The 25,869-nt window shown below is 57.2% G+C and carries 24 protein-coding genes, 4 tRNA genes and 1 pseudogene; 16 read left to right on the top strand and 13 right to left on the bottom strand.

The annotated features are described in order from the left end of the window. The 4 genes from ileS to ispH all read left to right on the top strand — a co-directional run bounded on the left by ileS (nucleotide 1) and on the right by ispH (nucleotide 4,869). Nucleotides 1–2,832, top strand: a complete 2,832-nt coding sequence (gene ileS / locus BFQ00_RS01485) for an isoleucine--tRNA ligase (RefSeq protein ID WP_065932417.1) — start codon at nucleotides 1–3, stop codon at nucleotides 2,830–2,832. Next, nucleotides 2,825–3,337 carry a signal peptidase II gene (gene lspA / locus BFQ00_RS01480; RefSeq protein ID WP_065932416.1) on the top strand — a complete coding sequence of 171 codons (513 nt, stop codon included), beginning with the start codon at nucleotides 2,825–2,827 and terminating at the stop codon, nucleotides 3,335–3,337. Before ileS ends, lspA begins: the two co-directional genes overlap by 8 nt. A 7-nt stretch (nucleotides 3,338–3,344) precedes the next feature. Next, on the top strand, nucleotides 3,345–3,782 hold the full coding sequence (locus BFQ00_RS01475; RefSeq protein ID WP_170827526.1) for an FKBP-type peptidyl-prolyl cis-trans isomerase: 438 nt from the start codon (nucleotides 3,345–3,347) through the stop codon (nucleotides 3,780–3,782). A gap of 139 nt (nucleotides 3,783–3,921) precedes the next feature. After that, a complete protein-coding gene (ispH, locus tag BFQ00_RS01470; RefSeq protein WP_065932414.1) occupies nucleotides 3,922–4,869 on the top strand; it encodes a 4-hydroxy-3-methylbut-2-enyl diphosphate reductase in 948 nt (315 codons plus the stop codon). Here ispH and BFQ00_RS01465 read toward each other — a convergent pair. Beyond that, nucleotides 4,823–5,399 (bottom strand): annotated as a pseudogene (locus tag BFQ00_RS01465) (GspH/FimT family pseudopilin). The gene ispH and the pseudogene BFQ00_RS01465 sit on opposite strands and share 47 nt — an antisense overlap. A 204-nt stretch (nucleotides 5,400–5,603) precedes the next feature. On the opposite strand from BFQ00_RS01465, the gene pilV reads away from it, so the two are divergent. From pilV to thiO, 5 genes are all read left to right on the top strand, one after another. Continuing rightward, nucleotides 5,604–6,089, top strand: a complete 486-nt coding sequence (gene pilV, locus BFQ00_RS01460; RefSeq protein WP_065932413.1) for a type IV pilus modification protein PilV — start codon at nucleotides 5,604–5,606, stop codon at nucleotides 6,087–6,089. Continuing rightward, the gene (locus BFQ00_RS01455; protein WP_065932412.1) at nucleotides 6,086–6,793 is read left to right on the top strand and encodes a PilW family protein; all 708 of its coding nucleotides are present in this window, start codon (nucleotides 6,086–6,088) and stop codon (nucleotides 6,791–6,793) included. The genes pilV and BFQ00_RS01455 overlap by 4 nt, the downstream gene beginning before the upstream one ends. 4 nt (nucleotides 6,794–6,797) lie before the next feature. After that, nucleotides 6,798–7,328 (top strand): pilus assembly PilX family protein, encoded by a 531-nt coding sequence (locus BFQ00_RS01450; protein ID WP_065932411.1) that lies wholly within the window; start codon nucleotides 6,798–6,800, stop codon nucleotides 7,326–7,328. Nucleotides 7,329–7,339: 11 nt separating this feature from the next. Then, complete coding sequence (locus BFQ00_RS01445) at nucleotides 7,340–7,741, top strand: type IV pilin protein (RefSeq protein ID WP_065932410.1); 402 nt, start codon at nucleotides 7,340–7,342, stop codon at nucleotides 7,739–7,741. A gap of 62 nt (nucleotides 7,742–7,803) precedes the next feature. After that, nucleotides 7,804–8,913 (top strand): glycine oxidase ThiO, encoded by a 1,110-nt coding sequence (thiO, locus tag BFQ00_RS01440; protein WP_065932470.1) that lies wholly within the window; start codon nucleotides 7,804–7,806, stop codon nucleotides 8,911–8,913. Here the strand turns inward: thiO and BFQ00_RS01435 are convergent. Further along, a complete protein-coding gene (locus BFQ00_RS01435) occupies nucleotides 8,900–9,133 on the bottom strand; it encodes a PP0621 family protein (protein ID WP_065932409.1) in 234 nt (77 codons plus the stop codon). The two genes, thiO and BFQ00_RS01435, sit on opposite strands and share 14 nt — an antisense overlap. A 126-nt stretch (nucleotides 9,134–9,259) precedes the next feature. Then, the gene (locus tag BFQ00_RS01430; protein ID WP_065932408.1) at nucleotides 9,260–10,285 is read right to left on the bottom strand and encodes an outer membrane protein assembly factor BamD; all 1,026 of its coding nucleotides are present in this window, start codon (nucleotides 10,283–10,285) and stop codon (nucleotides 9,260–9,262) included. 149 nt (nucleotides 10,286–10,434) lie between these two features. Here BFQ00_RS01430 and rluD point away from each other — a divergent pair, with 149 nt between their 5' ends. The 7 genes from rluD (at nucleotide 10,435) to BFQ00_RS01395 (ending at nucleotide 15,552) form a co-directional block, all read left to right on the top strand. Then, nucleotides 10,435–11,397: a 23S rRNA pseudouridine(1911/1915/1917) synthase RluD gene (rluD, locus tag BFQ00_RS01425; RefSeq protein WP_057725842.1), complete on the top strand. Its 963-nt coding sequence runs from the start codon at nucleotides 10,435–10,437 to the stop codon at nucleotides 11,395–11,397. Continuing rightward, nucleotides 11,394–12,119, top strand: coding sequence for a peptidoglycan editing factor PgeF (gene pgeF / locus BFQ00_RS01420; protein WP_065932407.1), 726 nt, complete (start codon nucleotides 11,394–11,396; stop codon nucleotides 12,117–12,119). Before rluD ends, pgeF begins: the two co-directional genes overlap by 4 nt. A gap of 135 nt (nucleotides 12,120–12,254) precedes the next feature. Then, nucleotides 12,255–14,819 carry an ATP-dependent chaperone ClpB gene (clpB, locus tag BFQ00_RS01415; RefSeq protein WP_065887998.1) on the top strand — a complete coding sequence of 855 codons (2,565 nt, stop codon included), beginning with the start codon at nucleotides 12,255–12,257 and terminating at the stop codon, nucleotides 14,817–14,819. A gap of 319 nt (nucleotides 14,820–15,138) precedes the next feature. Next, nucleotides 15,139–15,214, top strand: a tRNA-Asn gene (locus BFQ00_RS01410). 9 nt (nucleotides 15,215–15,223) lie between these two features. Next, nucleotides 15,224–15,300 (top strand) — tRNA-Pro (locus BFQ00_RS01405). A 5-nt stretch (nucleotides 15,301–15,305) separates the two neighbouring features. Then, nucleotides 15,306–15,381 (top strand) — tRNA-Lys (locus BFQ00_RS01400). 94 nt (nucleotides 15,382–15,475) lie between these two features. Further along, nucleotides 15,476–15,552 (top strand) — tRNA-Pro (locus tag BFQ00_RS01395). Between the two features lie 128 nt (nucleotides 15,553–15,680). On the opposite strand, the gene BFQ00_RS01390 is transcribed toward BFQ00_RS01395, so the two are convergent. The 10 genes from BFQ00_RS01390 to BFQ00_RS01345 all read right to left on the bottom strand — a co-directional run bounded on the left by BFQ00_RS01390 (nucleotide 15,681) and on the right by BFQ00_RS01345 (nucleotide 25,457). Then, on the bottom strand, nucleotides 15,681–16,010 hold the full coding sequence (locus tag BFQ00_RS01390) for a cupin domain-containing protein (RefSeq protein ID WP_065932406.1): 330 nt from the start codon (nucleotides 16,008–16,010) through the stop codon (nucleotides 15,681–15,683). A 22-nt stretch (nucleotides 16,011–16,032) separates the two neighbouring features. Next, nucleotides 16,033–17,043, bottom strand: coding sequence for an FAD-dependent oxidoreductase (locus BFQ00_RS01385; RefSeq protein ID WP_065932405.1), 1,011 nt, complete (start codon nucleotides 17,041–17,043; stop codon nucleotides 16,033–16,035). 2 nt (nucleotides 17,044–17,045) lie between these two features. Beyond that, nucleotides 17,046–18,119, bottom strand: coding sequence for a hypothetical protein (locus BFQ00_RS01380; RefSeq protein ID WP_065932404.1), 1,074 nt, complete (start codon nucleotides 18,117–18,119; stop codon nucleotides 17,046–17,048). Continuing rightward, the gene (locus BFQ00_RS01375; RefSeq protein ID WP_065932403.1) at nucleotides 18,116–18,649 is read right to left on the bottom strand and encodes a DUF3291 domain-containing protein; all 534 of its coding nucleotides are present in this window, start codon (nucleotides 18,647–18,649) and stop codon (nucleotides 18,116–18,118) included. The genes BFQ00_RS01380 and BFQ00_RS01375 overlap by 4 nt, the downstream gene beginning before the upstream one ends. After that, the gene (locus BFQ00_RS01370; RefSeq protein ID WP_165386117.1) at nucleotides 18,642–20,204 is read right to left on the bottom strand and encodes a class I tRNA ligase family protein; all 1,563 of its coding nucleotides are present in this window, start codon (nucleotides 20,202–20,204) and stop codon (nucleotides 18,642–18,644) included. Before BFQ00_RS01370 ends, BFQ00_RS01375 begins: the two co-directional genes overlap by 8 nt. A gap of 39 nt (nucleotides 20,205–20,243) precedes the next feature. Beyond that, a complete protein-coding gene (locus tag BFQ00_RS01365) occupies nucleotides 20,244–20,648 on the bottom strand; it encodes a cupin domain-containing protein (protein WP_065932401.1) in 405 nt (134 codons plus the stop codon). Beyond that, nucleotides 20,648–21,970, bottom strand: coding sequence for a SidA/IucD/PvdA family monooxygenase (locus BFQ00_RS01360; RefSeq protein WP_065932400.1), 1,323 nt, complete (start codon nucleotides 21,968–21,970; stop codon nucleotides 20,648–20,650). Before BFQ00_RS01360 ends, BFQ00_RS01365 begins: the two co-directional genes overlap by 1 nt. 12 nt (nucleotides 21,971–21,982) lie before the next feature. Next, a complete protein-coding gene (locus BFQ00_RS01355; RefSeq protein ID WP_207223917.1) occupies nucleotides 21,983–23,233 on the bottom strand; it encodes an aspartate aminotransferase family protein in 1,251 nt (416 codons plus the stop codon). A gap of 80 nt (nucleotides 23,234–23,313) precedes the next feature. Continuing rightward, on the bottom strand, nucleotides 23,314–24,228 hold the full coding sequence (locus tag BFQ00_RS01350; RefSeq protein ID WP_065932398.1) for a hypothetical protein: 915 nt from the start codon (nucleotides 24,226–24,228) through the stop codon (nucleotides 23,314–23,316). Continuing rightward, a complete protein-coding gene (locus BFQ00_RS01345; protein WP_065932397.1) occupies nucleotides 24,213–25,457 on the bottom strand; it encodes an ATP-grasp domain-containing protein in 1,245 nt (414 codons plus the stop codon). Before BFQ00_RS01345 ends, BFQ00_RS01350 begins: the two co-directional genes overlap by 16 nt. Nucleotides 25,458–25,869 lie beyond the last annotated feature (412 nt).

The following is a 25,869-nucleotide window of genomic DNA, read 5'->3' as shown; positions in this document are numbered from 1 at the left end:
ATGACCGACTATAAAGCCACGCTAAACCTTCCGGACACCGCCTTCCCAATGAAGGCCGGCCTGCCACAGCGCGAACCGCAGATCCTGCAGCGCTGGGACAGTATTGGCCTGTACGGAAAGTTGCGCGAAATTGGCAAGGATCGTCCGAAATTCGTCCTGCACGACGGCCCTCCTTATGCCAACGGCACCATTCACATCGGTCACGCGCTGAACAAGATTCTCAAGGACATGATCCTGCGTTCGAAGACCCTGTCGGGCTTCGACGCGCCGTATGTCCCGGGTTGGGATTGCCATGGCCTGCCGATCGAACACAAAGTCGAAGTGACCTACGGCAAGAACCTGGGCGCGGATAAAACCCGCGAACTGTGCCGTGCCTACGCCACCGAGCAGATCGAAGGGCAGAAGTCCGAATTCATCCGCCTGGGTGTCCTGGGCGAGTGGGACAACCCTTACAAAACCATGAATTTCAAGAACGAGGCCGGTGAAATCCGCGCCCTGGCCGAAATCGTCAAGGGCGGTTTCGTGTTCAAGGGCCTCAAGCCCGTGAACTGGTGCTTCGACTGCGGCTCGGCCCTGGCCGAGGCGGAAGTCGAGTACGAAGACAAGAAGTCCTCGACCATCGACGTGGCCTTCCCTATTGCCGATGAGGCCAGGCTGGCCGAGGCCTTTGGCCTGGCATCGCTGGCCAAGCCGGCGGCCATCGTGATCTGGACCACCACGCCATGGACCATCCCTGCCAACCAGGCGCTGAACGTGCACCCCGAGTTCACCTACGCGCTGGTGGATGTTGGCGATCGCCTGCTGGTGCTGGCCGAAGAAATGGTCGAGCCTTGCCTGGCGCGTTACGAGCTGCAAGGTTCGGTGATCGCCACCACCACCGGCTCCGCGCTGGAACTGATCAACTTCCGTCATCCGTTCTACGACCGCCTGTCGCCGGTGTACCTGGCTGACTACGTCGAACTGGGTTCGGGTACTGGCATCGTTCACTGCTCGCCTGCCTACGGCGTGGACGACTTCGTGATCTGCAAGAAATACGGGCTGGTCAACGATGACATCATCAACCCGGTGCAGAGCAACGGCGTGTACGTGCCGTCGCTGGAGTTCTTCGGCGGCCAGTTCATCTTCAAGGCCGACCCTGCAATCATCGAAAAGCTGCGTGAAGTCGGTGCGCTGATGCAAACCGCCACCATCCAGCACAGCTATATGCACTGCTGGCGCCACAAGACCCCGTTGATCTACCGCGCTACCGCGCAGTGGTTTATCGGCATGGACAAAGAGCCGACCAGCGGCGAAACCCTGCGCATACGCTCGCTCAAGGCCGTCGAAGGCACCAGGTTCGTCCCGGCCTGGGGCCAGGCGCGCCTGCACTCGATGATCGCCAACCGTCCGGACTGGTGCATCTCCCGCCAGCGTAACTGGGGCGTGCCGATCCCGTTCTTCCTGCACAAGGAAAGCGGCGAACTGCACCCACGTACCGTCGAGTTGATGGAGCTCGTGGCCCAGCGCGTTGAACAGGAAGGCATCGAAGCCTGGTTCAAGATGGACGCTGCCGAGTTGCTCGGTGATGAAGCGCCGCAGTACGACAAGATCAGCGACACCCTCGACGTATGGTTCGACTCGGGCACCACTCACTGGCACGTGCTGCGCGGTTCGCACCCGATGGGCCACGAGACCGGCCCGCGTGCCGACCTGTACCTGGAAGGTTCGGACCAGCACCGCGGCTGGTTCCACTCGTCGCTGCTGACCGGTTGCGCCATCGACAACCACGCGCCGTACCGGGAGCTGTTGACCCACGGCTTCACCGTCGACGAAAACGGCCGCAAGATGTCCAAGTCGTTGAAGAACGTGATCGAGCCGAAAAAGATCAACGACACCCTGGGCGCCGACATCATGCGTCTGTGGGTCGCCTCGACCGATTACTCAGGCGAGATCGCCGTCTCCGACCAGATCCTGGCCCGCAGCGCCGATGCCTACCGTCGCATCCGTAATACCGCGCGCTTCCTGCTGTCGAACCTGACCGGTTTCAACCCGGCCACCGACATCCTGCCGGCCGAGGACATGCTCGCCCTCGACCGTTGGGCCGTGGACCGCGCCCTGTTGCTGCAGCGCGAGTTGCAGGAACACTACGGCGAGTATCGCTTCTGGAATGTCTATTCCAAGATCCACAACTTCTGCGTGCAGGAGCTCGGTGGTTTCTACCTCGACATCATCAAGGACCGCCAGTACACCACCGGTGCCAACAGCAAGGCGCGCCGTTCGGCGCAGACCGCGCTGTACCACATCAGCGAAGCGCTGGTGCGCTGGATCGCACCGATCCTGGCGTTCACCGCCGACGAATTGTGGGAGTACCTGCCGGGCGAGCGTAACGAGTCCGTCATGCTCAACACCTGGTATGAAGGCTTGACCGAACTGCCGGCCGACTTCGAACTCGGCCGCGAGTATTGGGAAGGCGTGATGGCCGTGAAGGTTGCGGTGAACAAGGAGCTGGAAGTGCAGCGCGCGGCCAAGGCCGTGGGTGGCAACCTGCAAGCCGAAGTCACCCTGTTTGCCGAGGACGGCCTGACCGCCGACCTCGCCAAGCTGAGCAATGAACTGCGCTTTGTGTTGATCACCTCCACCGCAAGCCTGGCGCCTTTCGCCCAGGCTCCGGCAGATGCCGTGGCCACCGATGTACCGGGCCTGAAGCTCAAGGTGGTCAAGTCGGCCTTCCCTAAATGCGCCCGTTGCTGGCACTGCCGTGAAGATGTCGGCGTGAACCCCGAGCATCCGGAAATCTGCGGTCGTTGCGTCGATAACATCAGCGGTGAAGGCGAGGTTCGTCACTATGCCTAACGCTGCCAGTCGTTTCGGACGTCTGGGCTGGCTCGTATTGAGCGTGCTGGTGCTGGTCATCGACCAGGTCAGCAAGGCTCATTTCGAGGGCAGCCTGGAGATGTTCCAGCAGATCGTGGTGATCCCGGATTATTTCAGTTGGACCCTGGCCTACAACACCGGTGCGGCCTTCAGCTTTCTCGCTGATGGCGGTGGCTGGCAGCGCTGGCTGTTTGCGGTGATCGCCGTGGTGGTCAGTGCGGTGCTGGTGGTCTGGCTCAAGCGCCTGGGCCGGGATGACACCTGGCTGGCCATCGCGCTGGCCCTGGTGCTGGGCGGCGCGCTGGGTAACCTGTACGACCGCGTTGCCCTGGGCCATGTGATCGATTTCATCCTGGTGCACTGGCAGAACCGCCATTACTTCCCGGCGTTCAACTTTGCCGACAGCGCTATCACCGTCGGCGCAATCATGCTGGCGCTGGACATGTTCAAGAGCAAGAAAACCGGAGAGACCGTCAATGACTGATCAGGTATTGGCTGAGCAACGCATCGGCCAGAACACGGAAGTCACTTTGCATTTCGCATTGCGCCTGGAGAATGGCGACACGGTCGACAGCACCTTCGACAAAGCCCCGGCGACCTTCAAGGTCGGTGACGGTAATTTGTTGCCGGGTTTTGAAGCGGCACTGTTCGGCTTCAAGGCCGGCGACAAGCGCAACCTGCAGATCCTGCCGGAAAATGCCTTTGGCCAGCCCAACCCGCAAAACGTGCAGATCATCCCGCGTTCGCAGTTCGAAGGCATGGAGCTGTCGGAAGGCCTGCTGGTGATCTTTAATGACGCGGCGAATACGGAATTGCCCGGCGTGGTCAAAGCCTTCGATGACACGCAAGTGACCATCGACTTCAACCACCCGTTGGCCGGCAAGACACTGACCTTTGATGTTGAAATCATCGACGTTAAAGCGCTCTAACTGACGATTCCGGCCTATTGTAGGAGCGAGCTTGCTCCCGAAGGTCTTCAACGATAATCCTGGCATCCTGAATGATCGCGGTGCCTGTGAAATTTTCGCGAGCAAGCTCGCTCCTACATGGCAAGACACGAGGCACAGCATGCAAATCAAACTCGCCAACCCCCGTGGCTTCTGTGCCGGTGTGGACCGGGCGATCGAAATCGTCAACCGCGCCCTGGAAGTCTTCGGCCCGCCGATTTACGTGCGGCATGAAGTCGTCCACAACAAGTTCGTGGTTGAAGATCTGCGTGCTCGCGGGGCCATCTTCGTCGAAGAACTCGACCAGGTGCCTGACGATGTCATCGTTATCTTCAGCGCCCACGGTGTCTCCCAGGCCGTGCGCACCGAAGCGTCCGGCCGTGGCCTGAAAGTATTCGATGCCACATGCCCGCTGGTGACCAAGGTGCACATCGAGGTGGCGCGCTACAGCCGTGATGGACGTGAATGCATCCTGATCGGCCACGCCGGTCATCCGGAAGTCGAAGGCACCATGGGCCAGTACGACGCCAGCAATGGCGGCGCCATCTACCTGGTGGAAGACGAAAAAGACGTCGCCAACCTGCAAGTGCAGAACCCGGAGCGCTTGGCGTTCGTTACCCAGACCACCTTGTCCATGGACGACACCAGCCGCGTTATCGATGCCCTGCGCACGCGATTCCCGGCCATTGGCGGCCCACGCAAGGACGACATCTGCTACGCCACGCAAAACCGCCAGGACGCGGTCAAGCAACTGGCCGACGAGTGCGATGTGGTGCTGGTGGTCGGCAGCCCCAACAGCTCCAACTCCAATCGCTTGCGTGAGCTGGCCGAGCGTATGGCGACACCGGCGTACCTGATCGATGGCGCCGAGGATATGCAGCGTAGCTGGTTCGACGGTGTCGAGCGCATCGGCATCACGGCGGGCGCCTCGGCCCCGGAAGTCCTGGTGCGTGGCGTCATCCAGCAATTGCACGCCTGGGGGGCCACCGGTGCCGATGAGTTGGCGGGGCGCGAAGAAAACATTACGTTTTCGATGCCCAAGGAACTGCGGGTGCGCTTGCTGCTCTGAACCCGGCTCGCTCAACCACCGCATAACGCCTGCTCGGTCTTGTCACTGCGCAGGCTGACGCGTCCACTTGGCGCCAGCACTATCTGATACAGGCTTTGTGCCTGCGTCGCGTCGCACACATGCACGGTGCCGGCACGAAACCCGCCGCCCGCAAACACCGGCTCCCCCAACGCGCTGAAACGCACCTGGCTGCTGACCGGGCCGTTACCGGCCACCGGCACGCGCCCGCTGTCCTGTCGCTCCAGCAGCACCGGATTCTCGTCATCCAGATGGCCGCGACCACTGATATCCAGGATCACCCGCCAGCCCTGGCTCCAGTCTTGCTCCCTTGCATGAATGACCACTGCACGACTGCGTGCGATCGCCTCCGTTCGCGCATAACGCAGCCCGTCGGCCAGTGACCGGGCCACGCTTTGTTGCTGCTGCGATTCCAGCAAACCCTTGAAGCCGGGTATGGCCAGTTGCGCCAGAACGCCCGTGACGATCAGCCCCAGCAGTAATTCGATCAAGGTGAACCCTCGTTGTGTCATGTGCGTCCCTCCGTGGATGCGGTTGATCTTTAAGTGACAGGCATAGGTATAGCGTTTGCTCCCTGATGCTGAATGATGGCCTTTACGTCCAATGTATTTCCCTTTGTTCCGATAGCGGCAGCCGCCAAAAACCGGCGCTAGTCTTGGGGCGTACAGCAGGGTTCTGCTGTTTTTCTACGGCCCTCGACATGGACGACGACGGTAATGCCTTTGTGCAGCAACACTTTATTTCTACGCGCAGTTCATCGACCTCAAGCCGGCATGACCCTGATCGAGGTACTGGTAGCGGTGCTGGTCCTGGCTATCGGACTGCTGGGGGCCGCGGCTCTCCAGCTCAACGCGCTCAAATACACCGACAATGCACGGATGACCAGCCAGGCCAGTTTCATTGCCTACGATATGCTCGATCGAATTCGCGCCAATGCCGGGGTCGATTACGCCTGGGCCCAAGCCGAACACGCGCCGCCCGGCACCTCGACCGCCAGCGTGCGTGACCTGGACTTGCATGATTTCGAGGCCAATATCATAGGTTTTGCCGGCAAGGACGCCAAAGGTGCCGTGGCGGTCAGCGGCAATGAAGTCACTATCAGCATCACGTGGGAAGACGCCAGGTTGGAGAGCAGCCTGGGTGCGCGGCAAACCTTCACCCTGAGCAGCCGTATCGCCAGTGGGCAAGGCAGATCGCAATGAACCGTCCCGCACGTGGTTTCGGGCTGGTGGAGTTGCTGCTGGCGCTGGCCGTCGGGCTGGTGCTGATCCTTGGCGCGAGCCAGGTGCTGATCGGTGCGCGGCTGACCCAGGCCAGCCAGCAGGCCGCTACGGTGCTGCAGGATGATGCGCGATTCGCCCTGAGCAAGCTGGTCCAGGATATTCGCCAGGCAGGCATGCTGGGATGTTTGGCCCCGGCGTTTATCGACAACGCCCCGGCGACCTTTGATCGACCGATTGGCTGGCAAATGTCGGCAAGCGCAACGTCACTGACGCTGGTAACCGCCAATACCGGCGACGGTGCCGGCAAGCCAGACTGGACGGTGGTGTCCGACTGCAGGGACGCGGCACAGGCTTACGCCGGCACGCCGCCTGTGGTCGCGCCCGGCCAGGTTCGGTTTGCCATACGTGAGCTCACCTACACCCATGAGGGGGGACAGTTGAAGATCAGTACCCCGTCGGCACCGGCCAAGGCGGTGCTGATAGACAACGTGCGGGCCTTCGAGATCAGTTTCGGGGTAGCCGCCGGGCCTGAATCGACGGACGTGGCGCGCTACGACAGCCACCCGGCCGACGCATCGTTGATACGCAGCGTGCGCATCCGCATGACCCTGCAGGACCCGACCGGGCGAGTGAAGGATCAGGCCTACAGCGTCGTGGCCGCACTGCGCAACCGGCTGGAGTAGGGCGATGATCATGAGTGGGGGGAGCCCTGTGCGCCAGGCGGGGATGGTATTGCTGATCAGCCTGGTCTTTCTGCTGTTGCTGTCACTGGTGGGGTTGTCATCCATGCAGGGCGCGATCTCTCAGCAGAAGGTCGCCAGTAGCCTATGGCAGCGTAATCAGTCGTTCCAGACGGCCGAAAGCGGCCTGCGACTGGGGGAGTCGGCGTTGCGCAGGGGCGGACCTGCGCCGCCACCTTGCCACTCGATCATCAGCTGCGCGCCGCCCGCGGAGGCATTTTCGGTGGTTGGCCCTGGGCCAAATCCGATCTCTGCGGTGAATTGGGTGGCGTTCAAGGACGGGGTGTATGGCATTCAATCCCTGGGCGTGGGGATGGGCCAGGCGCATTTACCGCCGCTTATCCCGGCCGCGCTCTTTCGGGTGACGGCCGTGGGGCTGGGTGGCCAGTCGCGCACGGTGCTTGAGACGGTGTATGCGCGGGTGGGGGAGGGCGACGGCGCGCGGTTTAGGCGAGTCTTATGGCGGCAACTTCAATAAGGAGCAATTCAATGGGCATGGATAGCCAGGGCTTTACCCTGATCGAGTTGTTGATCGCGGTGGCGATCATCGCGTTGCTGGCCGGGATCGCTTACCCCGGATACACCGACCAGGTAAAAAAGGTGTATCGGGTGCAAGTCGTCGCGCTGCTGAGCGAGCAGGCTCACCATCTGCAGCGTTTTTACACGCGCAACGGCACTTTTATTGATGCAGGCGGCGTCAGTACAGGCAATGATCACTATAGAATCAGCGCCGTATTGAACCCTCATGATTTTGTCTTGCTCGCCACGCCTGCCCCGCACTCAGTCATGGCGGACGACGCCTGCGGCCAATTCAGCTTGACCAGCACCGGTATGCGCAGCAATCCGGGAGCGGTGCCGCAAATGCCGCTCAAGGCATGCTGGGGGCAGTGATGAGAGTGCTGGATGAATGGGCGCCGGGCGCGCTTTTCCCTTTTTATCGGCTGGATCAAATGATGGCTAAGCAACAGCGAGTAGTGATTGTCGGCGGCGGCGTGATGGGTTTGTTGACGGCATACAACCTGGCGAACCGGGGGCAGGCGGTCATATTGCTGGAGCGCGGCGGGCTTGGGCAGGAGTCTTCCTGGGCTGGCGGCGGGATTGTTTCGCCGTTGTATCCATGGCGCTATAGCCCGGCGGTGACCGCTTTGGCCCATTGGTCCCAGGATTTCTACCCGCAACTGGCACAACGTCTGTTCGCTGCGACCGGCGTCGATCCCGAGGTTCACACCACAGGTCTGTACTGGCTCGACCTGGATGACGAAGCCGATGCCCTGGCCTGGGCTGCGCGAGAGGGCAGGCCCTTGAGCAAAGTGGACGTATCGGCGGCCCATGATGCAGTTCCGGCGCTGGGCGGCGGATATTCGCAGGCGGTCTTCATGGCCGATGTGGCCAATGTGCGTAACCCGCGCCTGGTCAAATCCCTCAAGGCGGCGTTGTCGGCGCTGCCCGATGTGATGATTCACGAGCAGTGCGAAGTCGATGGCTTTATTTTGCAGGGCGACACCGTGGTCGGCGTGAATACGAGCGCCGGCGCCATGACGGGTGATCAGGTCGTGCTCGCAGCGGGTGCCTGGAGCGGGGATTTGCTGAGAAAACTGGGCTTGTCACTGCCCGTTGAGCCGGTCAAGGGCCAGATGATCCTCTACAAATGCGCGTCTGACTTCTTGTCGAGCATGGTCCTGGCTAAAGGGCGTTATGCGATCCCGCGGCGGGATGGGCATATTCTGATTGGCAGCACCCTGGAGCATGAGGGATTCGACAAGACGCCGACGATAAGCGCGCTGGAGAGTCTCAAGGCCTCTGCGGTGGAACTGCTTCCCGCCCTGGCGGGCGCCGAGGTGGTGGGGCACTGGGCGGGGTTGCGGCCCTGCTCGCCGGAAGGTATCCCGTATATCGGCGAGGTACCCGGCTTCAACGGCTTGTGGCTCAATTGCGGGCATTACCGCAATGGCCTGGTGCTTGCCCCGGCGTCCTGCCAGCTATTTGCCGACTTGCTGCTGGGGCATGCGCCGATTATCGATCCGGCTCCTTACGCGCCCGCCGGTCGAGTCAGCGCTGGATAGACTTCGGCCCCTGCTGCAGATGCGCCTGGGTGCAATACCATTGCTGGCCCGAGCTCAGCGCCCGATCCTGCGGCACGTGCACGCCGCAATGGGCGCAACGCACCATCAAGGCGGCATTGGGTTCGCCGGCGCGGGGTTGTCTGGCGGCAGGGTTTTTGAATTTGCGCCAGAGCCATACCGCGGCGGCAATGACGGCGATCCAGAACAATAGACGAAGCATGATGGGCAGTTTCTCGATAAGGAATGCGCCAGTTTAGCCAAGGTGGCCATGGGCGCACAGCGCAATAAATACTCGCCCATGAAAAAGGGAGCTCCTGAGAGCTCCCTTTTGCGTTGCGTCGAACGGTCAGTCGAACACGCCGAAGGTCATGTAGCTGAACCACGAGCGGTCCTGGTTGTTACCCAGGGCTTGCGGCTCTTCTTCTTCGATCACGTCGCCGTTCTCGTCGTGCGGCTTGAGGTCCGAAGGAATCGCGTCCTTGGCGTCCTGATACTGCTTGATCACGTCCTGGTTGGCGCGTGTTTCGCCTGGCGGCAGCGGCGGACGGGACTCGATCAGGCCCAGGGTGTACTTGCTCAGCCACGAACGGTTGTCGGCTTCGTCAACCTGAGGCACGAACTGGCCGTCTTTCAGGCTCGGGTGGTCCGGGTAGTTGAGCTTCAGGGTTTCCAGGCTGGTGGTCGCCAGCTGATCCAGGTGCAAGCGCTGGTAAGCCTCGGTCATCACGGCCAGGCCGTCACCCACGGAAGGGGTTTCCTGGAAGTTCTCCACCACATAACGGCCACGGTTGGCAGCGGCCACGTACGCCTGACGGGTCAGGTAGTAATGGGCCACGTGGATCTCGTAGGAAGCCAGCAGGTTGCGCAGGTAGATCATGCGCTGCTTGGCGTCCGGCGCGTAGCGGCTGTTCGGGTAGCGGCTGGTCAGCTGGGCGAACTCGTTGTAGGAGTCGCGTGCTGCGCCCGGGTCGCGCTTGGTCATGTCCAGCGGCAGGAAGCGCGCCAGCAGGCCAACGTCCTGGTCGAACGAGGTCAGGCCCTTCATGTAGTAGGCGTAGTCCACGTTCGGATGCTGCGGATGCAGGCGGATAAAACGCTCTGCAGCGGACTTGGCAGCTTCCGGCTCGGCGTTTTTATAGTTGGCGTAGATCAGCTCGAGCTGGGCCTGGTCGGCATAGCGTCCGAACGGATACCGCGACTCCAGTGCCTTGAGCTTAGCTGTGGCGCTGGTGTAGCTATTGTTATCCAGGTCTGTCTGAGCTTGCTGGTAAAGCTCGACTTCGCTCAGGTTTTCGTCGACGACGTCCTTGGTTGACGAGCAAGCAGCAGTCATGGCGAGGATGGCGATCAGCAGCAGGTGTTTCACTTGCATGGCGGCTTGCGTCCCTATGACGGCCGCTGTCTTGGGCGGGGCCGTCCTGTTATGATGAGCGCCCCGTTGAAAGCCTCGGGGCAAAAGACGCCGTATTTAACCACAAGCGCGCAGCCGAAACCAAAGGCTGTGCCACGCCTAGTCTGAGCATGTCCGATAAAATTGAACTTCGCGCAGAGGTGCCGTCCGAATTGGGCGGCCAACGCCTCGATCAAGTCGCCGCACAATTATTCGCTGAGCACTCGCGCTCGCGCCTTTCCGCCTGGATCAAAGACGGCCGCCTGACTGTGGATGGAGCGGTTATCCGCCCGCGAGACACAGTGCATGGCGGTGCGATTCTTGAGCTGACTGCCGAGCAGGAAGCCCAGGGAGAGTGGGTCGCCCAGGACATCGAGCTGGATATCGTCTATGAAGACGATGACATCCTGGTCATCAACAAACCCGCAGGCCTGGTGGTTCACCCGGCGGCCGGGCACGCTGATGGCACCTTGCTCAATGCCCTGTTGCACCACGTGCCGGACATCATCAACGTGCCGCGCTGCGGCATCGTGCACCGTCTGGACAAGGACACCACCGGCTTGATGGTGGTGGCCAAGACCATTCAGGCGCAGACGCAACTTGTTACTCAATTGCAGAGTCGCAGCGTCAGCCGGATCTACGAATGCATCGTGATCGGCGTCGTGGTGGCCGGTGGCAAGATCAATGCACCTATTGGTCGCCACGGCCAGCAGCGCCAGCGCATGGCGGTGATGGAGGGCGGCAAGCAGGCCGTCAGCCACTATCGCGTGCTGGAGCGTTTCCGTTCCCACACTCATGTGCGGGTCAAGCTGGAAACCGGTCGAACTCACCAGATCCGCGTGCACATGGCCCACATCAACTTCCCGTTGGTCGGCGATCCGGCCTACGGTGGTCGCTTCCGCATTCCGCCTGCGGCCAGCCAGACCATGGTTGAATCGCTCAAGACGTTCCCGCGCCAGGCACTGCATGCACGCTTCCTGGAGCTGGATCATCCGACGAGCGGTAAGCGCATGAGCTGGGAATCGCCGCTTCCGGACGATCTGGTGTGGCTGTTGTCGCTGCTCAAGCAGGATCGCGAGGCGTTTGTCGGATGAGTGACTGGCTGATACCTGACTGGCCCGCGCCGTCTCAGGTCAAAGCCTGCGTCACCACCCGTGCGGGCGGCGTCAGTGTGGCGCCGTTCGACAGCCTCAACCTGGGCGACCATGTGGAGGACAGCCTTGAGGCCGTCCTGGAAAATCGTCGTCGCCTTACCGCAGCGTTCGATATCCAGCCGGCCTGGTTGCGCCAGGTCCACGGCACCACGGTGGTCGAGGCCGATCCGGGCCGGATCGCCGAAGCCGATGGCAGTTGGACCAGCACACCGGGCATCGCCTGCACCGCCATGACGGCCGATTGCCTGCCTGCATTGTTCTGCAATCGAGCAGGTACCCGTGTTGCGGCGGCTCATGCCGGTTGGCGTGGGTTGGCGGCAGGGGTGCTGGAGGCGGCGTTCGAAAGCCTTGAGAGCCCGCCCGCCGACGTTCTGGTCTGGCTCGGTCCGGCCATCGGCCCGCAGGCCTTTGAAGTCGGTCCCGAGGTGCGTGAAGCGTTCATGCAGCAACTGCCGGCAACTGCCCAAGCCTTTGTTCCCAGCCGTAATCCCGGCAAGTTCATGGCCGACATCTATCAACTTGCACGCCTGCGCCTTGCCGCGCGGGGTGTCACCGCTGTCTACGGTGGCGGCTACTGCACCGTGACCGACCCGCGTTTCTTTTCCTATCGACGCAGCCCGCGTACGGGCCGATTCGCCTCCCTTGTCTGGCTTGACCGCTAGACTGTCCTGATCTGTATCAACCATCCACTGCTTGAATCCCGCAGAATCCACCCCATCTATAGGGGTATCTGGCAGGTTTCTTCATTCAGGATGTGTTTGTTCATAGCTCCGGCCTGCTCAAAAGGAAGGTGACTAATGCGTATTGATCGTTTAACCAGCAAATTGCAGTTGGCCTTATCGGACTCCCAGTCCCTGGCCGTCGGTCTCGACCACCCGGCGATTGAACCGGCGCACTTGATGCAGGCGCTCCTCGAGCAGCAAGGTGGTTCTATCAAGCCCTTGTTGATGCAGGTGGGCTTTGACGTCAACAGCCTGCGCAAGGAGTTGAGCAAAGAGCTCGACCAACTGCCGAAAATCCAGAATCCCACCGGCGACGTGAATATGTCGCAGGACCTGGCGCGGCTGCTGAATCAGGCCGACCGCCTGGCCCAGCAAAAAGGTGACCAGTTCATCTCCAGCGAACTGGTGCTGCTCGCCGCCATGGACGACAACAGCAAGCTTGGCAAGTTGTTGCTGGGCCAGGGCGTAAGCAAGAAAGCCCTGGAAAACGCCATCAACAACCTGCGTGGCGGCGAGGCGGTGAATGACCCCAATCATGAGGAATCGCGCCAGGCCCTGGATAAATACACCGTTGACCTGACCAAGCGCGCCGAAGAGGGCAAGCTTGACCCGGTCATCGGCCGTGACGACGAAATCCGCCGCACCATCCAGGTGCTGCAGCGTCGCACCAAGAACAACCCGGTGCTGATCGGTGAGCCTGGCGTGGGTAAAACCGCCATCGCCGAGGGCCTGGCCCAGCGCATCATCAACGGTGAAGTGCCGGACGGGCTCAAGGGCAAGCGCCTGCTGTCCCTGGACATGGGCTCGTTGATCGCCGGCGCCAAGTTCCGTGGCGAGTTTGAAGAGCGCCTGAAATCCCTGCTTAATGAATTGTCCAAGCAGGAAGGGCAGATCATTCTGTTTATCGACGAACTGCACACCATGGTCGGCGCGGGCAAGGGCGAGGGGTCCATGGATGCCGGCAACATGCTCAAGCCTGCCCTGGCGCGAGGCGAGTTGCATTGCGTCGGGGCGACCACGCTTAACGAGTACCGCCAGTACATAGAAAAGGATGCGGCGCTTGAGCGACGTTTCCAGAAGGTCCTGGTGGAAGAGCCCAGCGAAGAAGACACCATCGCCATCCTGCGTGGCCTGAAAGAGCGCTATGAGGTTCACCATAAAGTCGCGATCACCGACGGTGCGATCATTGCGGCGGCCAAGCTGAGCCATCGCTATATCACTGATCGCCAGTTGCCCGACAAGGCCATCGACCTGATCGACGAGGCGGCCAGCCGCATCCGTATGGAGATCGATTCCAAGCCGGAAGTGCTCGACCGCCTGGACCGTCGCCTGATTCAACTGAAGGTCGAATCCCAGGCGCTGAAAAAAGAAGAGGATGACGCGGCGAAGAAACGCCTGGAGAAACTCCAGGAAGAAATCGTGCGCCTGGAACGCGAGTATTCGGACCTCGAGGAAATCTGGACCTCGGAAAAAGCCGAGGTGCAGGGCTCTGCGCAGATCCAGCAGAAGATCGAGCAATCGCGCCAGGAGCTGGAGGCCGCGCGCCGTAAAGGCGACCTGAACCGCATGGCCGAGTTGCAGTATGGGGTGATCCCGGACCTGGAACGCAGCCTGCAGATGGTCGACCAGCATGGCCATAGCGAGAACCAGTTGCTGCGCAGCAAGGTGACCGAGGAAGAAATTGCCGAGGTGGTCTCCAAGTGGACCGGTATTCCGGTGTCGAAGATGCTTGAAGGCGAACGCGACAAGCTGCTGAAGATGGAAAGCCTGCTGCACCAGCGCGTGATCGGTCAGGAAGAGGCGGTGGTGGCGGTGTCCAACGCGGTGCGGCGTTCCCGCGCAGGGTTGTCCGACCCGAATCGCCCGAGTGGTTCGTTCATGTTCCTTGGGCCTACCGGCGTGGGTAAGACCGAGCTGTGCAAAGCCCTGGCTGAATTCCTGTTCGATACCGAAGAGGCCATGGTGCGCATCGACATGTCCGAATTCATGGAGAAACACTCGGTGGCTCGCCTGATCGGCGCCCCGCCAGGCTATGTGGGCTATGAGGAGGGCGGTTACCTGACCGAAGCCGTACGGCGCAAGCCCTACTCGGTGATCCTGCTGGATGAGGTCGAGAAGGCGCACCCGGATGTGTTCAACATCCTGCTGCAAGTGCTGGAGGATGGTCGCCTGACCGACAGCCACGGACGCACGGTGGATTTTCGCAACACGGTGATCGTAATGACCTCCAACCTGGGCTCGTCGCAGATTCAGGAGCTGGTGGGCGATCGCGAGGCACAGCGGGCCGCTGTCATGGACGCGCTGACCACCCACTTCCGGCCGGAATTTATCAACCGGGTGGACGAAGTGGTGATCTTCGAGCCGTTGGCGCGGGATCAGATAGCCGGCATTACCGAGATCCAGCTGGGACGCCTGCGTGCACGTCTGGCCGAGCGCGAGCTGGCCCTGGAACTGAGCAGCGAGGCGTTGGACAAGCTGATTGCGGTGGGTTACGACCCGGTATACGGCGCGCGGCCGTTGAAGCGTGCGATCCAGCGCTGGATCGAGAACCCGCTGGCACAGCTGATCCTGTCGGGCAGCTTTATGCCGGGCACCAGCGTCGAGGCGACGGTGGAGAACGACGAAATCGTCTTCCATTAAGCCCTGCGGCCAGTGCCATAAGAGGAGGCCCCGCATTGCGGGGCCTTTTTTTTCGATAGGGCGTTGAACTGTAAGGCAAAGGCTTGTAAAGTGCGCCCCGCAGCAACGTCAGCCCACGGGTTTCTTCTCCCCAAGAAGAAATCAGAAAGAAGCGCAAATCATTGTCTTAAAAGCAATTTAAAGGGTTGACAGGGGTTTTTAAGATTGTAGAATAGCGCGCCTCAGAGACGCTAACGTAGCGATACGGACAGGGTCGAAGAGAAGCTACACAGCGGTAAATGTTGTAGTTTGAAATATGTTGTACTTTGAAATATATAGTTCCGTGATAGCTCAGTCGGTAGAGCAAATGACTGTTAATCATTGGGTCCCAGGTTCGAGTCCTGGTCACGGAGCCAATTTCAAACCGGGGTATAGCGCAGTCCGGTAGCGCGCCTGCTTTGGGAGCAGGATGTCGGGAGTTCGAATCCCCCTACCCCGACCATATTTGGGTCGTTAGCTCAGTTGGTAGAGCAGTTGGCTTTTAACCAATTGGTCGTAGGTTCGAATCCCACACGACCCACCATTTTTGAGACCAGTTCACGCTGGAATCAGATCTTAAGATCAGAGGCCAAAAGCGCTGATCGAAGAAGGCGACTGAAAGGTCGCCTTTTTATTACCGGGGTATAGCGCAGTCCGGTAGCGCGCCTGCTTTGGGAGCAGGATGTCGGGAGTTCGAATCCCCCTACCCCGACCATTTTGAGAAAAGGCGCCTTTATGGCGCCTTTTTTTTGTTTATAAATTTAATGGATGCCTTTTCCTACAATCCAGGTTGGTTTCCTCAGAGAATTTTCTCGCAGGCACGAAGTACGTTGCCGCTGGTATTTACCTTTCGATCTCAGGCCCAAAAAATATTACCCACGTACGGAAGTCCTCGCTGAACTCCAAGAAGCGATGCTCCACGCCGGCAGGTACGAACAGCGCATCCCCGGCACGAACGGACACTATTTCTTCGCCCCGCTGGAATTTCGACAGGCCACTGCTAATTACATATATTTCATCCTGTGCATGAGGCGATTGGGTATCTTTTCCACGAGGGACAAACAGTTCCATGGAAAAATCATTACGCTTGAATAGCACATGGAAGAGGTTGCCTGAAGATTTCAGGCGGTTAGCTTCATCGATTTCTGCCAATTTTAGAAATTCATTATTCATTGGTTTTTCTCTTCTACTCCGGTCACGACGTGAACTCACTCTTCAGCAAGTGGCACGTAATTATCTGGCTGGCTAAACTCTGGGCACACTTGACCGCAGACCCATTGCATCCATAGAACCGTAGATGGTTTTGATGCACCTCTACTTTGGGGCGGCCATTCGGGGTACGAATGAACGCACAGGGAGCTAGTTGCAGATCTTCGATCTCGAAGCCCATCCTGCGGATCTCTTCCACTGCCCAAGGCAGTTTAGGATGGTTCCGATAATCGTTCTGAAACCACACCCGCAGTCGCTCGTGGTCGTTCAAAAAAATCGACTCGGCGTCTGCTATCACGAACTTGCTCGTCTGTGTCCGGACGTCACGGTCTAAGTGTGAACAGGCAAAGAACTCTGCAACCTGAGGGTCCGAGAGCTTTGTCCGAATGAAACAATGGCTCTCGTGGATTGGGCGATGTCGCACCAGTAAGGTGGTGCGGGCCACGGTCACACCCTGACCAACAGGCACGACATGAAGCCCACGGAAATCGACTACCGCTTTACATCTAAGACTACCGCCATCAGAGGTTTGTATATCATGGCCCCCCTTAAAAAATTGAGTCGATGTAACTACTGCTGTTCTTATCTCGGTGTTCTGCTCACGGGCTGCCTGATTCAGAGCACTGATGTAAATCAGTGGGTCCAGGATTCCACCGTTGGGATCTTGATGGGTGAAGCTGTTGCGGGTTAAGTAGCGTCGTTCAGGACGTTCTATAGGTGATGCCCCGCCATCGTAATATACCGGTACAGGACGAAAGAAATCGAGATCTGTACGCTGTTGGAGGTCTAGCATTAGCGTATGGTTGGCCTCGGCCAGAGATGTCCAATAAGGGTCGACGTGGAGTGTCCGGTAAATACGCGAATGATCATTGTGGCTACAAACCCGCTCTTCCGGACGAGCGCCGATCAAGCAGACTTTGGCGCCTTCCTTTGAAAGAAACCAAGCCGCTGCGGCGCCGAGAGGACCGTTTCCCAGCACGCAGAAATCAAAAGACATAGTTACGAACACTCCAAACAATTATCTCCAAGTAGCGCCGTTGCAGTATTGAGAATCCAGCGGTGCCCTCGCATATTGCCTGTGTGGTCGAACTCCAATGTCCCATAGGGCGATTCAATGCGCTGTCTGAGCAGGACATTGCGCAAAAGATCGGTTGACGCTTCGGGGCTATCTCGCAGCGATATGCACAGTGCTTGGCATGCCAGGTATGAAGTGAGGAAATAAGGCCCGGGCGGGCGGCCGATAAGATTATCGGCGCGCTCGATCAGACGAGCGAATCGATCGTCATCGGGTGAGCCCAGCTGGCATTGCAACGCAGCTACGCGCGTATAAGTAGACAATCGGAGTTCTGTTGCCATTTCCACGCGGCAGTCATCGCTAAGTAGAAGCGTCTGGCCTGGTGTGAGCGGTAGCGCGCTGGCGACGCGTTTTGCGAACTCACTCGAGCCAGCAATAAGGACCAGATCGGTGTCCAGTATTCTTGAGCGACATTGCTCTCCCTCTGCATTCAGAAAGTCTATGGTCGCCGCTGAGGCATGTGCGGTCAGACGCTGATGCAGGACTTTACCAAGTCGATAGCCGTAATTACCTTGTTGCGCCAGGATGCGCACTCGCGCGCCTGCCGGAATAGCGCCGAGCAGGCAGTCTGCTTGCTCGTCATCGTTGCCGAAGAAGCGTACGGCATGTTTACCGGGTCCAGTGCTTGAGCAAAGCCTGGGGTCGGAGCAGCCAGGCGCCAAAAACAACAGCGGATAATTATCATAGACACGTGCCGCGCTTAGCGCTGCGGTGGCCGCGAAATGCCCAATGATGACTTTTACGCCGTCGCTGGCCAACCTTTGGGCCAGGGCTTGCGCAGCGGATGGATCGCGCTGGTCATCAAAGCAGCGCAGATTCAGTGTCGTTTGCTGATCGAGCGTCGCTAGATAGATCGCTGCCATCAAATCAATGGAATTTTCCCCGCGGCTCTCGCAAGCTGCGACCTTCAGCCCCTGCTTTTCCTGCAGCCACGAAGCATTCTCCAGCCAGCGTGGACAATTCAGTTCTTTTATCGTTTCGCCCACTGGCCCGGTCATAGTTTATTCATCTGCACAGGTCCACCCTGGTCGTCGAACGGCCGCCGGAACGTGAAGGCGTAGGGTGTTGAACCGTGGTCATGCAAGTGTTCCAGACGAGTACAAGCTTCTCGCCAGTTGGTCTGATGATCGTCCTGTACCCACCAGACAACATAGATTGGCCATCGTTGATCCAGAAACCATCCATCGCGCAATTTCAGGGCCTCTCGATGCAGCGGCCCACGATAAGCGAAGTCCCAAACTGACTTAAGATCCTGCCACACCGAAATAGTCTGGGCCTGCGTAGAATGACCCTGCGTCACCCCGTCATTGTAGAAGCGCGGGACTGCAAAGGGCCCCCAGGGGCCCCACTCACGTTGGTAATTGGTTAACCACTCTTGGTCATCCTGCTGCTTTGCTCTGCTGATAAAACCTGCGGAGTTCTCTGCCTCAGCAAATACGTCGGGGGTGCGATCGTCAAAATCCTGGACCAGGCTATCGCCATAGGGTGCCCGCAGCACCGAGTACGTCATCAAGCAAACTTTAGACATGACTGACCTCGCAAGTAGCCTCCTGTCGGAACAGCTCGATATCCAGAGACTGCGGGAGAAGACCTTCCTTGGGTATCTCCATGCCGATGGCCACACCGTAAAGTGCTTGGTGCAGTAGATTGCTACCGTGAGGCATGAGTGGATGGCTTCCACGCGCGAAAGCGGCGAGCAACTGCACAACGTCAATTAGAACTGTATTGGGCTGATCCAAAGCATGATTGATCCAAGTCAGCAGGTGCAGGCAGTCTTCTGCCGCTTGACGCACATGGAAGCGCTCAACCGTCATGCTTCGCAAAATGGTGTTTTCAGCGCTGGTCGCAACCTGCAGCACGCTGTCGCTGCAAACGCCCTGAAATTGCGCTGCAGTAGCCCCAGCCAAGGCCGCGTTGAATTTTTCCGCGACTTTTCGCCATAACTGATGCAGTGACTTATCAAGTGCCGCGACCATTGCCCCTTCGTTATAGTTGGACTTCTCAAACCCTGGGCAATTGAGCGCAGAGTAGAAGCGCAGCTCATCGGCGCTATAGCGCTCGACGCTATCGTCGGCCCAGATTACGTGACCATTGCTTGTGGAGAACTTGGCATGGTCCAAGTTGTAGAACTCGTTGATCAAAGTCACGTCCGGCAACCATTTACCGTTGTCAATTTGGCTTAGCAACGCTACGTGGAGGATGGCGTAGAAGTAGGAATTGTCATAACCGAAGAAATTCACGTAATGGACAGGCAGATTGCTGACTTGCGTGTGTTCGGCACGCCGATAGGAATGAATCAGCTGGGCCATGATTTCCGGCCACGGATTGAACATCTGACCCTCGAACCCATCCAGCCCGACGGCTATACCCCATGACGATGGAACACTGACGGGAAAGTCTGGTAATGGCCCGTTCAAAGCATCTTCGACCAACCACAAGTAACGTTGGCGGAAGTGTTTGGCGTGTTCATAAAACGCCGTGATTGACTGCCGATACCGCTCCAATTCAACAACCATTACTTCCAGCCAAACCACCTCCAAGTCGCGCAAGCCGCTGAGCGTATTGCGAGGGTCGAGCAAGTCCAGCGCAGAGGTCAACTTACCGCACGCTTCGCAGATGCCACATTTACACGCAGCCAGACAGTGGGGGCAGAAACCGGAAACGCCTGCCTCATCTAACAATTGTCCGGTGACACGCTCGCGAAAGAAGGGGTACGGTTTTTTCACCAATACACCTTCCTGATACAGCGCTAGGAACAAATTGCGAACGAATTGGTTGGCCTCTTCGTCGGGCGCGTAGTAATCATCCACCGCAATATTGCAGGCCGACAACGTACGTCCGATTTGCGTGGTCCATTGTGATGCCAGCGTATGCGGGTCAACACCCTGACGCCCTGCCGTGACTCGTACATAAGACTGATTGACGTCGCTGTAGCATGTCACGAAGCTTTCTTCTCCCCGCAGTCGAGCTGCCCTCGCGAGGATGTCACCGGCCAGAAAGGGCCCGCTCAAGTGGCCCAGATGCAAGCCCCCATTAGGGGTTGGAGGCGGCAAAGTGATGACGTAACGTTTAGTCGCAGGCATGTCCATGTCCCTTCAAAATTCAACTGTGCAATGGATTTATTAGAGCGAACTGTCTGATTGGCCACCCCAGTCCCAGTAGATGTCCAGCATCACAAAGGCCTCTTTTGAGTGGTTGCGCAACTGATGCTGAGAATGGCGGGGCAGGTAGATCACGTCACCGAAGGTGATAGTGGTGCTATCGGACTCGATAGATAACTCAGCTTGCCCTGCGATCACAATGAAGCTTTCCTCTTCATCGTGGGCGTGACGGTCCACCTCGGTGCCCGGTTCAACTTGTACCCAAATGCAGCCAAACTCTGTCATTGGCCGCTTGGTGTTAACATTGCCTGGCCAGGGAAATAATCTGCGCAAGTTACAGTTGTATTCATGGGTAAACGTCATGTCCTTATAACGCCGAATATATGACTCAATGGGCAGAGCGTTGTCTTTAGGGATATCGTTCATCAGATTGCGACTTCACGGTTAGAATGTGTGTGGATGGAGGCAGTGCCGCGGGCGATAAGGGCTTCAATTTTTTCAGCGATAGTCCAGGAGCGAAGCGAGAGCAGGCTGAATGATCCGGCGTCACCAAAGCCGTGAGTGGACTCACACAAACCGTTGAGGAATATCGGAGGGAAGTTGGGATCGGATGATGCGATCAGATAGTCCCGCTCAATTTTCACCGAGCCATCACTGCGTCTGCTGGCGTCGCTGGCCACGTTCTGGAGGAGCGGGGGAAGAAACTCGTCGTTATGTGCACTACCCAGGTTACGGAAACCTGTTGCCAGCACGACTGCATCGACCATTAATTCCGTGTCGAGATCCTTGAGGGTGTTGTGCAGCTTTAACTCGACTTGGCGATCTTTCAATACGGCAGTTGTTATTTCGCTCATATTATGCAGGTGAATTCGCTCACGGCCGTCAAGCTTTTGCACATAAAGTTTGTGATAGAGAGTCTTGATCACATCCATGTCCGCAGAGCTGTAGTTGCTACGTAATACCTCTTTCGTCAATTTCTTCTGCAGTTCTATTGGCGCATTATAGAAATCGTCGACAAACTCTGGAAAATAGACATTTTCGGTGAACGGACTCGTATCTTTGAGCTGATAAGAGAAACTGCGAAAAATATTGTGAATCTGAGCGTTGGGGTAGCGGGCGTTCAGGTCCAGGGTCAGTTCCACGGCGCTTTGGCTGCTACCAATGACTGCAATGGAGCGGGGCACGCCTTCGGCACTCCAGCGTGCGTTAGCAGTAATATAACCAGTGAAATGGCTAACTCGTCCAGCAAAGTCTTTGTCGAAGGCCTCGGGCACGAAGGGCGTTCGACCAGGGCCGAATGATAGCGTTCGAGCCAGCAGACTTCTTCCAAGGCTGGTATCAACGCGTACCAGTTCTCCTGAATTGCCCGCCTTGGAAATAGCAGTGACCCGTTCGCCGTAGCTCACCCAGCGATCAAATTGACGTGCGACCCAGCGCACATAACGGGCGTACTCCAGACGATAGGGGAACTCAAGGCCCAAGTTCAGATAATCGAACAAGCGGTTCTTGGCTTTAAGGTAGCTGAGAAAACCGTACGGACTAACAGGATTTCGGGGTGTGACAAAGTCACGCAATGGATTATGTTGAGTGTCAGAACCTTCAATCAGCATTTCTGGTTGCCAATCCGGAGCGGTATTGCCCTCCAGGAACAGATAACGCCCCCCCAGTGCTTTCTCCTCTAGTGCGACGGCCAGTGCTATATTTGCCGGCCCAAAGCCGACGCCGATGACATCATAGATTTCGGTCATGGTGTTATTCCTTCAACGCGACAATGTTTGGGCAGCTTTGATAATGCGTTCACCACCGTCAGATATATCCTGTGAGGCAATAGTTAACGCCGGCATGCATTTGAGCACTTCGTTTGACGGGCCGCAGGTTTCGGCAATCATTTGTTCGTTGAATAGTTGAGCGGATAGCTTTTTGGCAAAGGTAATGTCGTTAAAAGCGATGCCGAGCATCAACCCCCTGCCACGCACTTCGAAATCACTGGAGATCCCCATAAGCCCTTCGCTAAGCTGCTGGCGAAGTTGCTGACTCTTATATAAGACATCTTTAGATAAGCGCTCATCACTCCAAAATTTTTCGAGTGCAATTCGTGCGGTAATCATGGCGAGGTTATTACCACGGAAGGTGCCATTGTGTTCGGCGGGCTCCCATATATCGATCTGTGGACGCAGCAACGTAATGGCGAAAGGCAAGCCCAAGCCGCTGAGCGACTTCGAAATGCAAATAATATCTGGAACAATGCCAGAACCTTCAAAGCTGAAAAACGTACCACTGCGACCATTACCGGCCTGTATGTCATCAATGATAAGCAGAGCGTCCAGCTTCTTAGCCAAGGCGGCGACGCCTTGCAGCCAGGCGTGGGAGGCACAGTGAATACCACCCTCTCCCTGGATGACTTCCAACACGAATGCTGCCGGCAGGTCATTGCCATATCCTGGGCGACAGAACATGTCTTCCAGCATTTTCAGTTGAGCCGGCACATCAGTCAGATGGACTCCGTCATAGGGCAACCTGATTACACCTGGTATCTGCACCCCCATGGATTGTTTTTTGGCTGGGTTGGCGGTAATGGCCAAAGCCCCCAAAGACATACCATGATACCCGCCCGTAAAACAGGCTATTGCATGACGTCCAGTCACTTTACGCGCAAGCTTGATTGCAGCTTCAATACAGTTAGTCCCTGTTGGGCCTGTAAACTGGATTTTGTGATCGAGCCCACGTGGGGTAAGAACTGTCGACTTGAACGCGGTAAGAAACTGCTGCTTCGACTGCGAGTACATATCCAGCGAATGCAAGATCCCGTGGCCGCCTAGATAGTCAATGCACGCTTTTATCATGTCCGGGTCGTTGTGACCGTAATTAAGGGTGCCCGCGCCGGAGAAGAAGTCCAGGTAGTGTCGGCCGTTTATATCAGTCATGTAACTACCGATCGCCGACTGAAATACAGTTGGAAACGAACGGCAATAACCTCGAACGTTTGATTCGATCTGCTCAAAAACTTCCATGTAAGCTCCTTTAGCCAGCCTTGACACAGGCGTCATAAAACAGCGCCTGTTGGGAGACAGGCGGTTTCATTAAGATAGGTTTACTGTTTTTGCAACGCTTGGCGCTCTACCTTTAAACCTAGCATCGCGAAAAAAAGAACGACCGCGATTGCCAATATTGAATAACCGGAAAGAATTAAGCGATTATCGAATAACTGGAATACAAAGACTAGAATCGGGGTGAGTAACAACACATAGGATACTAATGCGGGCTCGCTCATGCTTATGCCTTTTTGCAGGCAGTAGAGAGGTACCACATTCCCTAGCAGGGCAATAATCAAAAACGCCCATCCGCTGTGTACTAACGTTTCGCCTATCCCTTGGCTGTAAAAAGCACAGACTGCGATCAGAAGAAAGAAACGCATCGACATGAGTTGGTGCAGTTTGTAGCCTTGGTCATATATTCTCTTGGATATCACGTTTACCAAGGCCATGGCGCAGCCTGTCAGCAGCGCCATGAGCAGGCCATACAAGCTGGTTTCACTGTCTTGCCGGCCCATGCCGGAATTACCCTGCAATACAGTATGCGCCACCATCCACATACTGGCGACGGTCGCAATCCCCACTAGAAAACGTCCCATCGTGAGCCCTCGCAGACTGCCGGCAAGAATCAACGTAATCAGAAGAGTTGCTATTGGATTCGCACCGTAGAGCACTGCAGCAGTCATTGCCGGCTCCACGAAACGTAGCGACTCATAGAGGAACAGCCAAGTTGCCAATGTGCCAAGGTTCAAGCCCGCAAAGAGCATTAAGCGCTGCTTATCCAGGGGAGGCCAAGGGTCTCGACGATAGAAAGTGAGAAGAAGGAAGAACCCCGCTACGATCGAAAATATCGCCAGCAGGGAATGCTTCACCGGGACCCCCTGAAGCAGGCTACCCAACCACACGGATTGCGCGGCGGAGAGCATATCGAAAGCCATAATAAATATCAGGCCATTGTTTATGCGACGGTCCATAGTTTGCCCTCAGCCTCCATTCTACGGATGAGTCGCATGTCTGACTCCAGGGCTTCAACTTTTTCATGAGCCAGGAAAATACCGCCAGGGCTGTCGAATAGACCACACGTAGGCTCTATGCAATCACCTTCGGCAATATTCCAAAACGCAGTGGTGTAGCTGGCTAAGCTATTGGCCCAGTCTTTTCCGGGAATAGAGGTAACCGTGCCACGCTGGCTATTGATAAGGCACACGGCTCTTGAGTGCTTGTGATGAATGGGGGGGCGCGAAATGCGTGAGTCGAAGCGCTGTGGATCGACTGCGGCGTCCACTAATAGATCTATCTGCGATATGTCTGAGAAAAATTGAGCGTTGCGAGGCGCTTTAGCTCCGTGTAAGCGGGCACCCACTTCTATTAATACGGGACCCTTCTCATCCACCATAATCTCCATGTGTGCGGCGCCAAAGTTTATGCCCAAACAGGCGAGAACCTTAAGCGCATAGTCGACGATGTGCAAAACTTCGGGATCTGTCGGATGGATAAAGTGTTCTTGTAGGTAAACGAAGGAACCGTTGAGTTGTGCTTTGTCGTATCGCGAAGTGTTTGTAACGTAATGCCTGCCTTCGCGCGAGACAGTGTCAACGACATACTCGATGCCACTTATATATTCCTGTACCAGCACGCCATCGTTAAGGCTGCCAAAACAATTATCTTGACCGAGAATGCTTTCAGCAGCTTTCTTTACCTGGTCTGCACTTTCGCAAAAATTTACACCGTCTGTACCGCAAGAGCTTAGCGGTTTTACAACTGTGCGGGCAGCTTGTAAATCGGGTAATAGTTCCAGGGTCTCTTGCAATGAAGAAGCTCGAAATTGCCGAATAGAGCGCAGGCCATCACGGCGAATTTGCTCCTGCATTAAAAACTTGTCTCTGAGCGCCTCAAGTTTACTGGGCGCGCAGGACGGCAGGCCAAGAGCATGCGCCAGGCGATTGGCAAGGATTACCCCACTTTCAGCGCCCGTAACTATTGAAACACAACCGGAATCACGAAGCGATGTAAGCACGTCGTCAAACGTGTTGTCGGTTAGAAAAAGCTCGCGCTCAAAGTTGTCGGGGTAGTACGACTTCGCAAAGACACTTGGGATTGGATAACAACTATGAATTGCAATGCAACTGTAGTTTCTACTGAAAAATTCTGCTGCTAAGAATTGACCACTTGAATAAGGGTCAACGATTGCTACATTTTTCATTAATCATCCTTGATAGTTTCATAGGCGTCCTACCCAACTAACACCAAATCTAAACCAGATCATTGAGGACGCGCAATAGCCCAAAGATGAAGTTTTTTTGAAAAAACTCATCTTTCACCGTCATGTGACTTGAGGGCTGCTGAAACCCTCGACTTAGAGCCTTTTTTAGATAGCGGGGAAAAAGCAGTATTGACGTTTTTTCGACGCAAGGCGTCGTTTTTCACTGGTAGTGGCACGCAGCCCTTCTTCGCCCCTTCCCGTAAACCGAATTTCGACATGTGTGGAATGGTGCCCAAGCTAAACCCGCTATGGGGGTGGACTATGCCCGTTTTCCTTGAGTTTGAGCCGTTTAGGCAATAGCCTCCAGAGCGATGATGGCCGATAGGGACAAATGGCCACTATTGCGGCAGGG

It is taken from the genome of Pseudomonas sp. 28 E 9 (assembly GCF_900004785.1).
In the GTDB taxonomy this organism is placed as follows: domain Bacteria; phylum Pseudomonadota; class Gammaproteobacteria; order Pseudomonadales; family Pseudomonadaceae; genus Aquipseudomonas; species Aquipseudomonas orientalis_A.
Note: the sequence above shows the minus strand (reverse complement) of the source record. Positions and strands in the feature narration are given on the sequence as shown.

Bases quoted from the DNA above. Each gene is read 5' to 3' on its own strand.
- ileS (WP_065932417.1), top strand. From the start codon at position 1: ATGACCGACTATAAAGCCACGCTAAACCTTCCGGACACCGCCTTCCCA.
- lspA (WP_065932416.1), top strand. From the start codon at position 2,825: ATGCCTAACGCTGCCAGTCGTTTCGGACGTCTGGGCTGGCTCGTATTG.
- ispH (WP_065932414.1), top strand. From the start codon at position 3,922: ATGCAAATCAAACTCGCCAACCCCCGTGGCTTCTGTGCCGGTGTGGAC.
- pilV (WP_065932413.1), top strand. From the start codon at position 5,604: ATGCCTTTGTGCAGCAACACTTTATTTCTACGCGCAGTTCATCGACCT.
- BFQ00_RS01455 (WP_065932412.1), top strand. From the start codon at position 6,086: ATGAACCGTCCCGCACGTGGTTTCGGGCTGGTGGAGTTGCTGCTGGCG.
- BFQ00_RS01450 (WP_065932411.1), top strand. From the start codon at position 6,798: ATGATCATGAGTGGGGGGAGCCCTGTGCGCCAGGCGGGGATGGTATTG.
- BFQ00_RS01445 (WP_065932410.1), top strand. From the start codon at position 7,340: ATGGGCATGGATAGCCAGGGCTTTACCCTGATCGAGTTGTTGATCGCG.
- thiO (WP_065932470.1), top strand. From the start codon at position 7,804: ATGGCTAAGCAACAGCGAGTAGTGATTGTCGGCGGCGGCGTGATGGGT.
- BFQ00_RS01435 (WP_065932409.1), bottom strand. From the start codon at position 9,133: ATGCTTCGTCTATTGTTCTGGATCGCCGTCATTGCCGCCGCGGTATGG.
- BFQ00_RS01430 (WP_065932408.1), bottom strand. From the start codon at position 10,285: ATGCAAGTGAAACACCTGCTGCTGATCGCCATCCTCGCCATGACTGCT.
- rluD (WP_057725842.1), top strand. From the start codon at position 10,435: ATGTCCGATAAAATTGAACTTCGCGCAGAGGTGCCGTCCGAATTGGGC.
- pgeF (WP_065932407.1), top strand. From the start codon at position 11,394: ATGAGTGACTGGCTGATACCTGACTGGCCCGCGCCGTCTCAGGTCAAA.
- clpB (WP_065887998.1), top strand. From the start codon at position 12,255: ATGCGTATTGATCGTTTAACCAGCAAATTGCAGTTGGCCTTATCGGAC.
- BFQ00_RS01390 (WP_065932406.1), bottom strand. From the start codon at position 16,010: ATGAATAATGAATTTCTAAAATTGGCAGAAATCGATGAAGCTAACCGC.
- BFQ00_RS01385 (WP_065932405.1), bottom strand. From the start codon at position 17,043: ATGTCTTTTGATTTCTGCGTGCTGGGAAACGGTCCTCTCGGCGCCGCA.
- BFQ00_RS01380 (WP_065932404.1), bottom strand. From the start codon at position 18,119: ATGACCGGGCCAGTGGGCGAAACGATAAAAGAACTGAATTGTCCACGC.
- BFQ00_RS01375 (WP_065932403.1), bottom strand. From the start codon at position 18,649: ATGTCTAAAGTTTGCTTGATGACGTACTCGGTGCTGCGGGCACCCTAT.
- BFQ00_RS01370 (WP_165386117.1), bottom strand. From the start codon at position 20,204: ATGCCTGCGACTAAACGTTACGTCATCACTTTGCCGCCTCCAACCCCT.
- BFQ00_RS01365 (WP_065932401.1), bottom strand. From the start codon at position 20,648: ATGAACGATATCCCTAAAGACAACGCTCTGCCCATTGAGTCATATATT.
- BFQ00_RS01360 (WP_065932400.1), bottom strand. From the start codon at position 21,970: ATGACCGAAATCTATGATGTCATCGGCGTCGGCTTTGGGCCGGCAAAT.
- BFQ00_RS01355 (WP_207223917.1), bottom strand. From the start codon at position 23,233: ATGGAAGTTTTTGAGCAGATCGAATCAAACGTTCGAGGTTATTGCCGT.
- BFQ00_RS01350 (WP_065932398.1), bottom strand. From the start codon at position 24,228: ATGGACCGTCGCATAAACAATGGCCTGATATTTATTATGGCTTTCGAT.
- BFQ00_RS01345 (WP_065932397.1), bottom strand. From the start codon at position 25,457: ATGAAAAATGTAGCAATCGTTGACCCTTATTCAAGTGGTCAATTCTTA.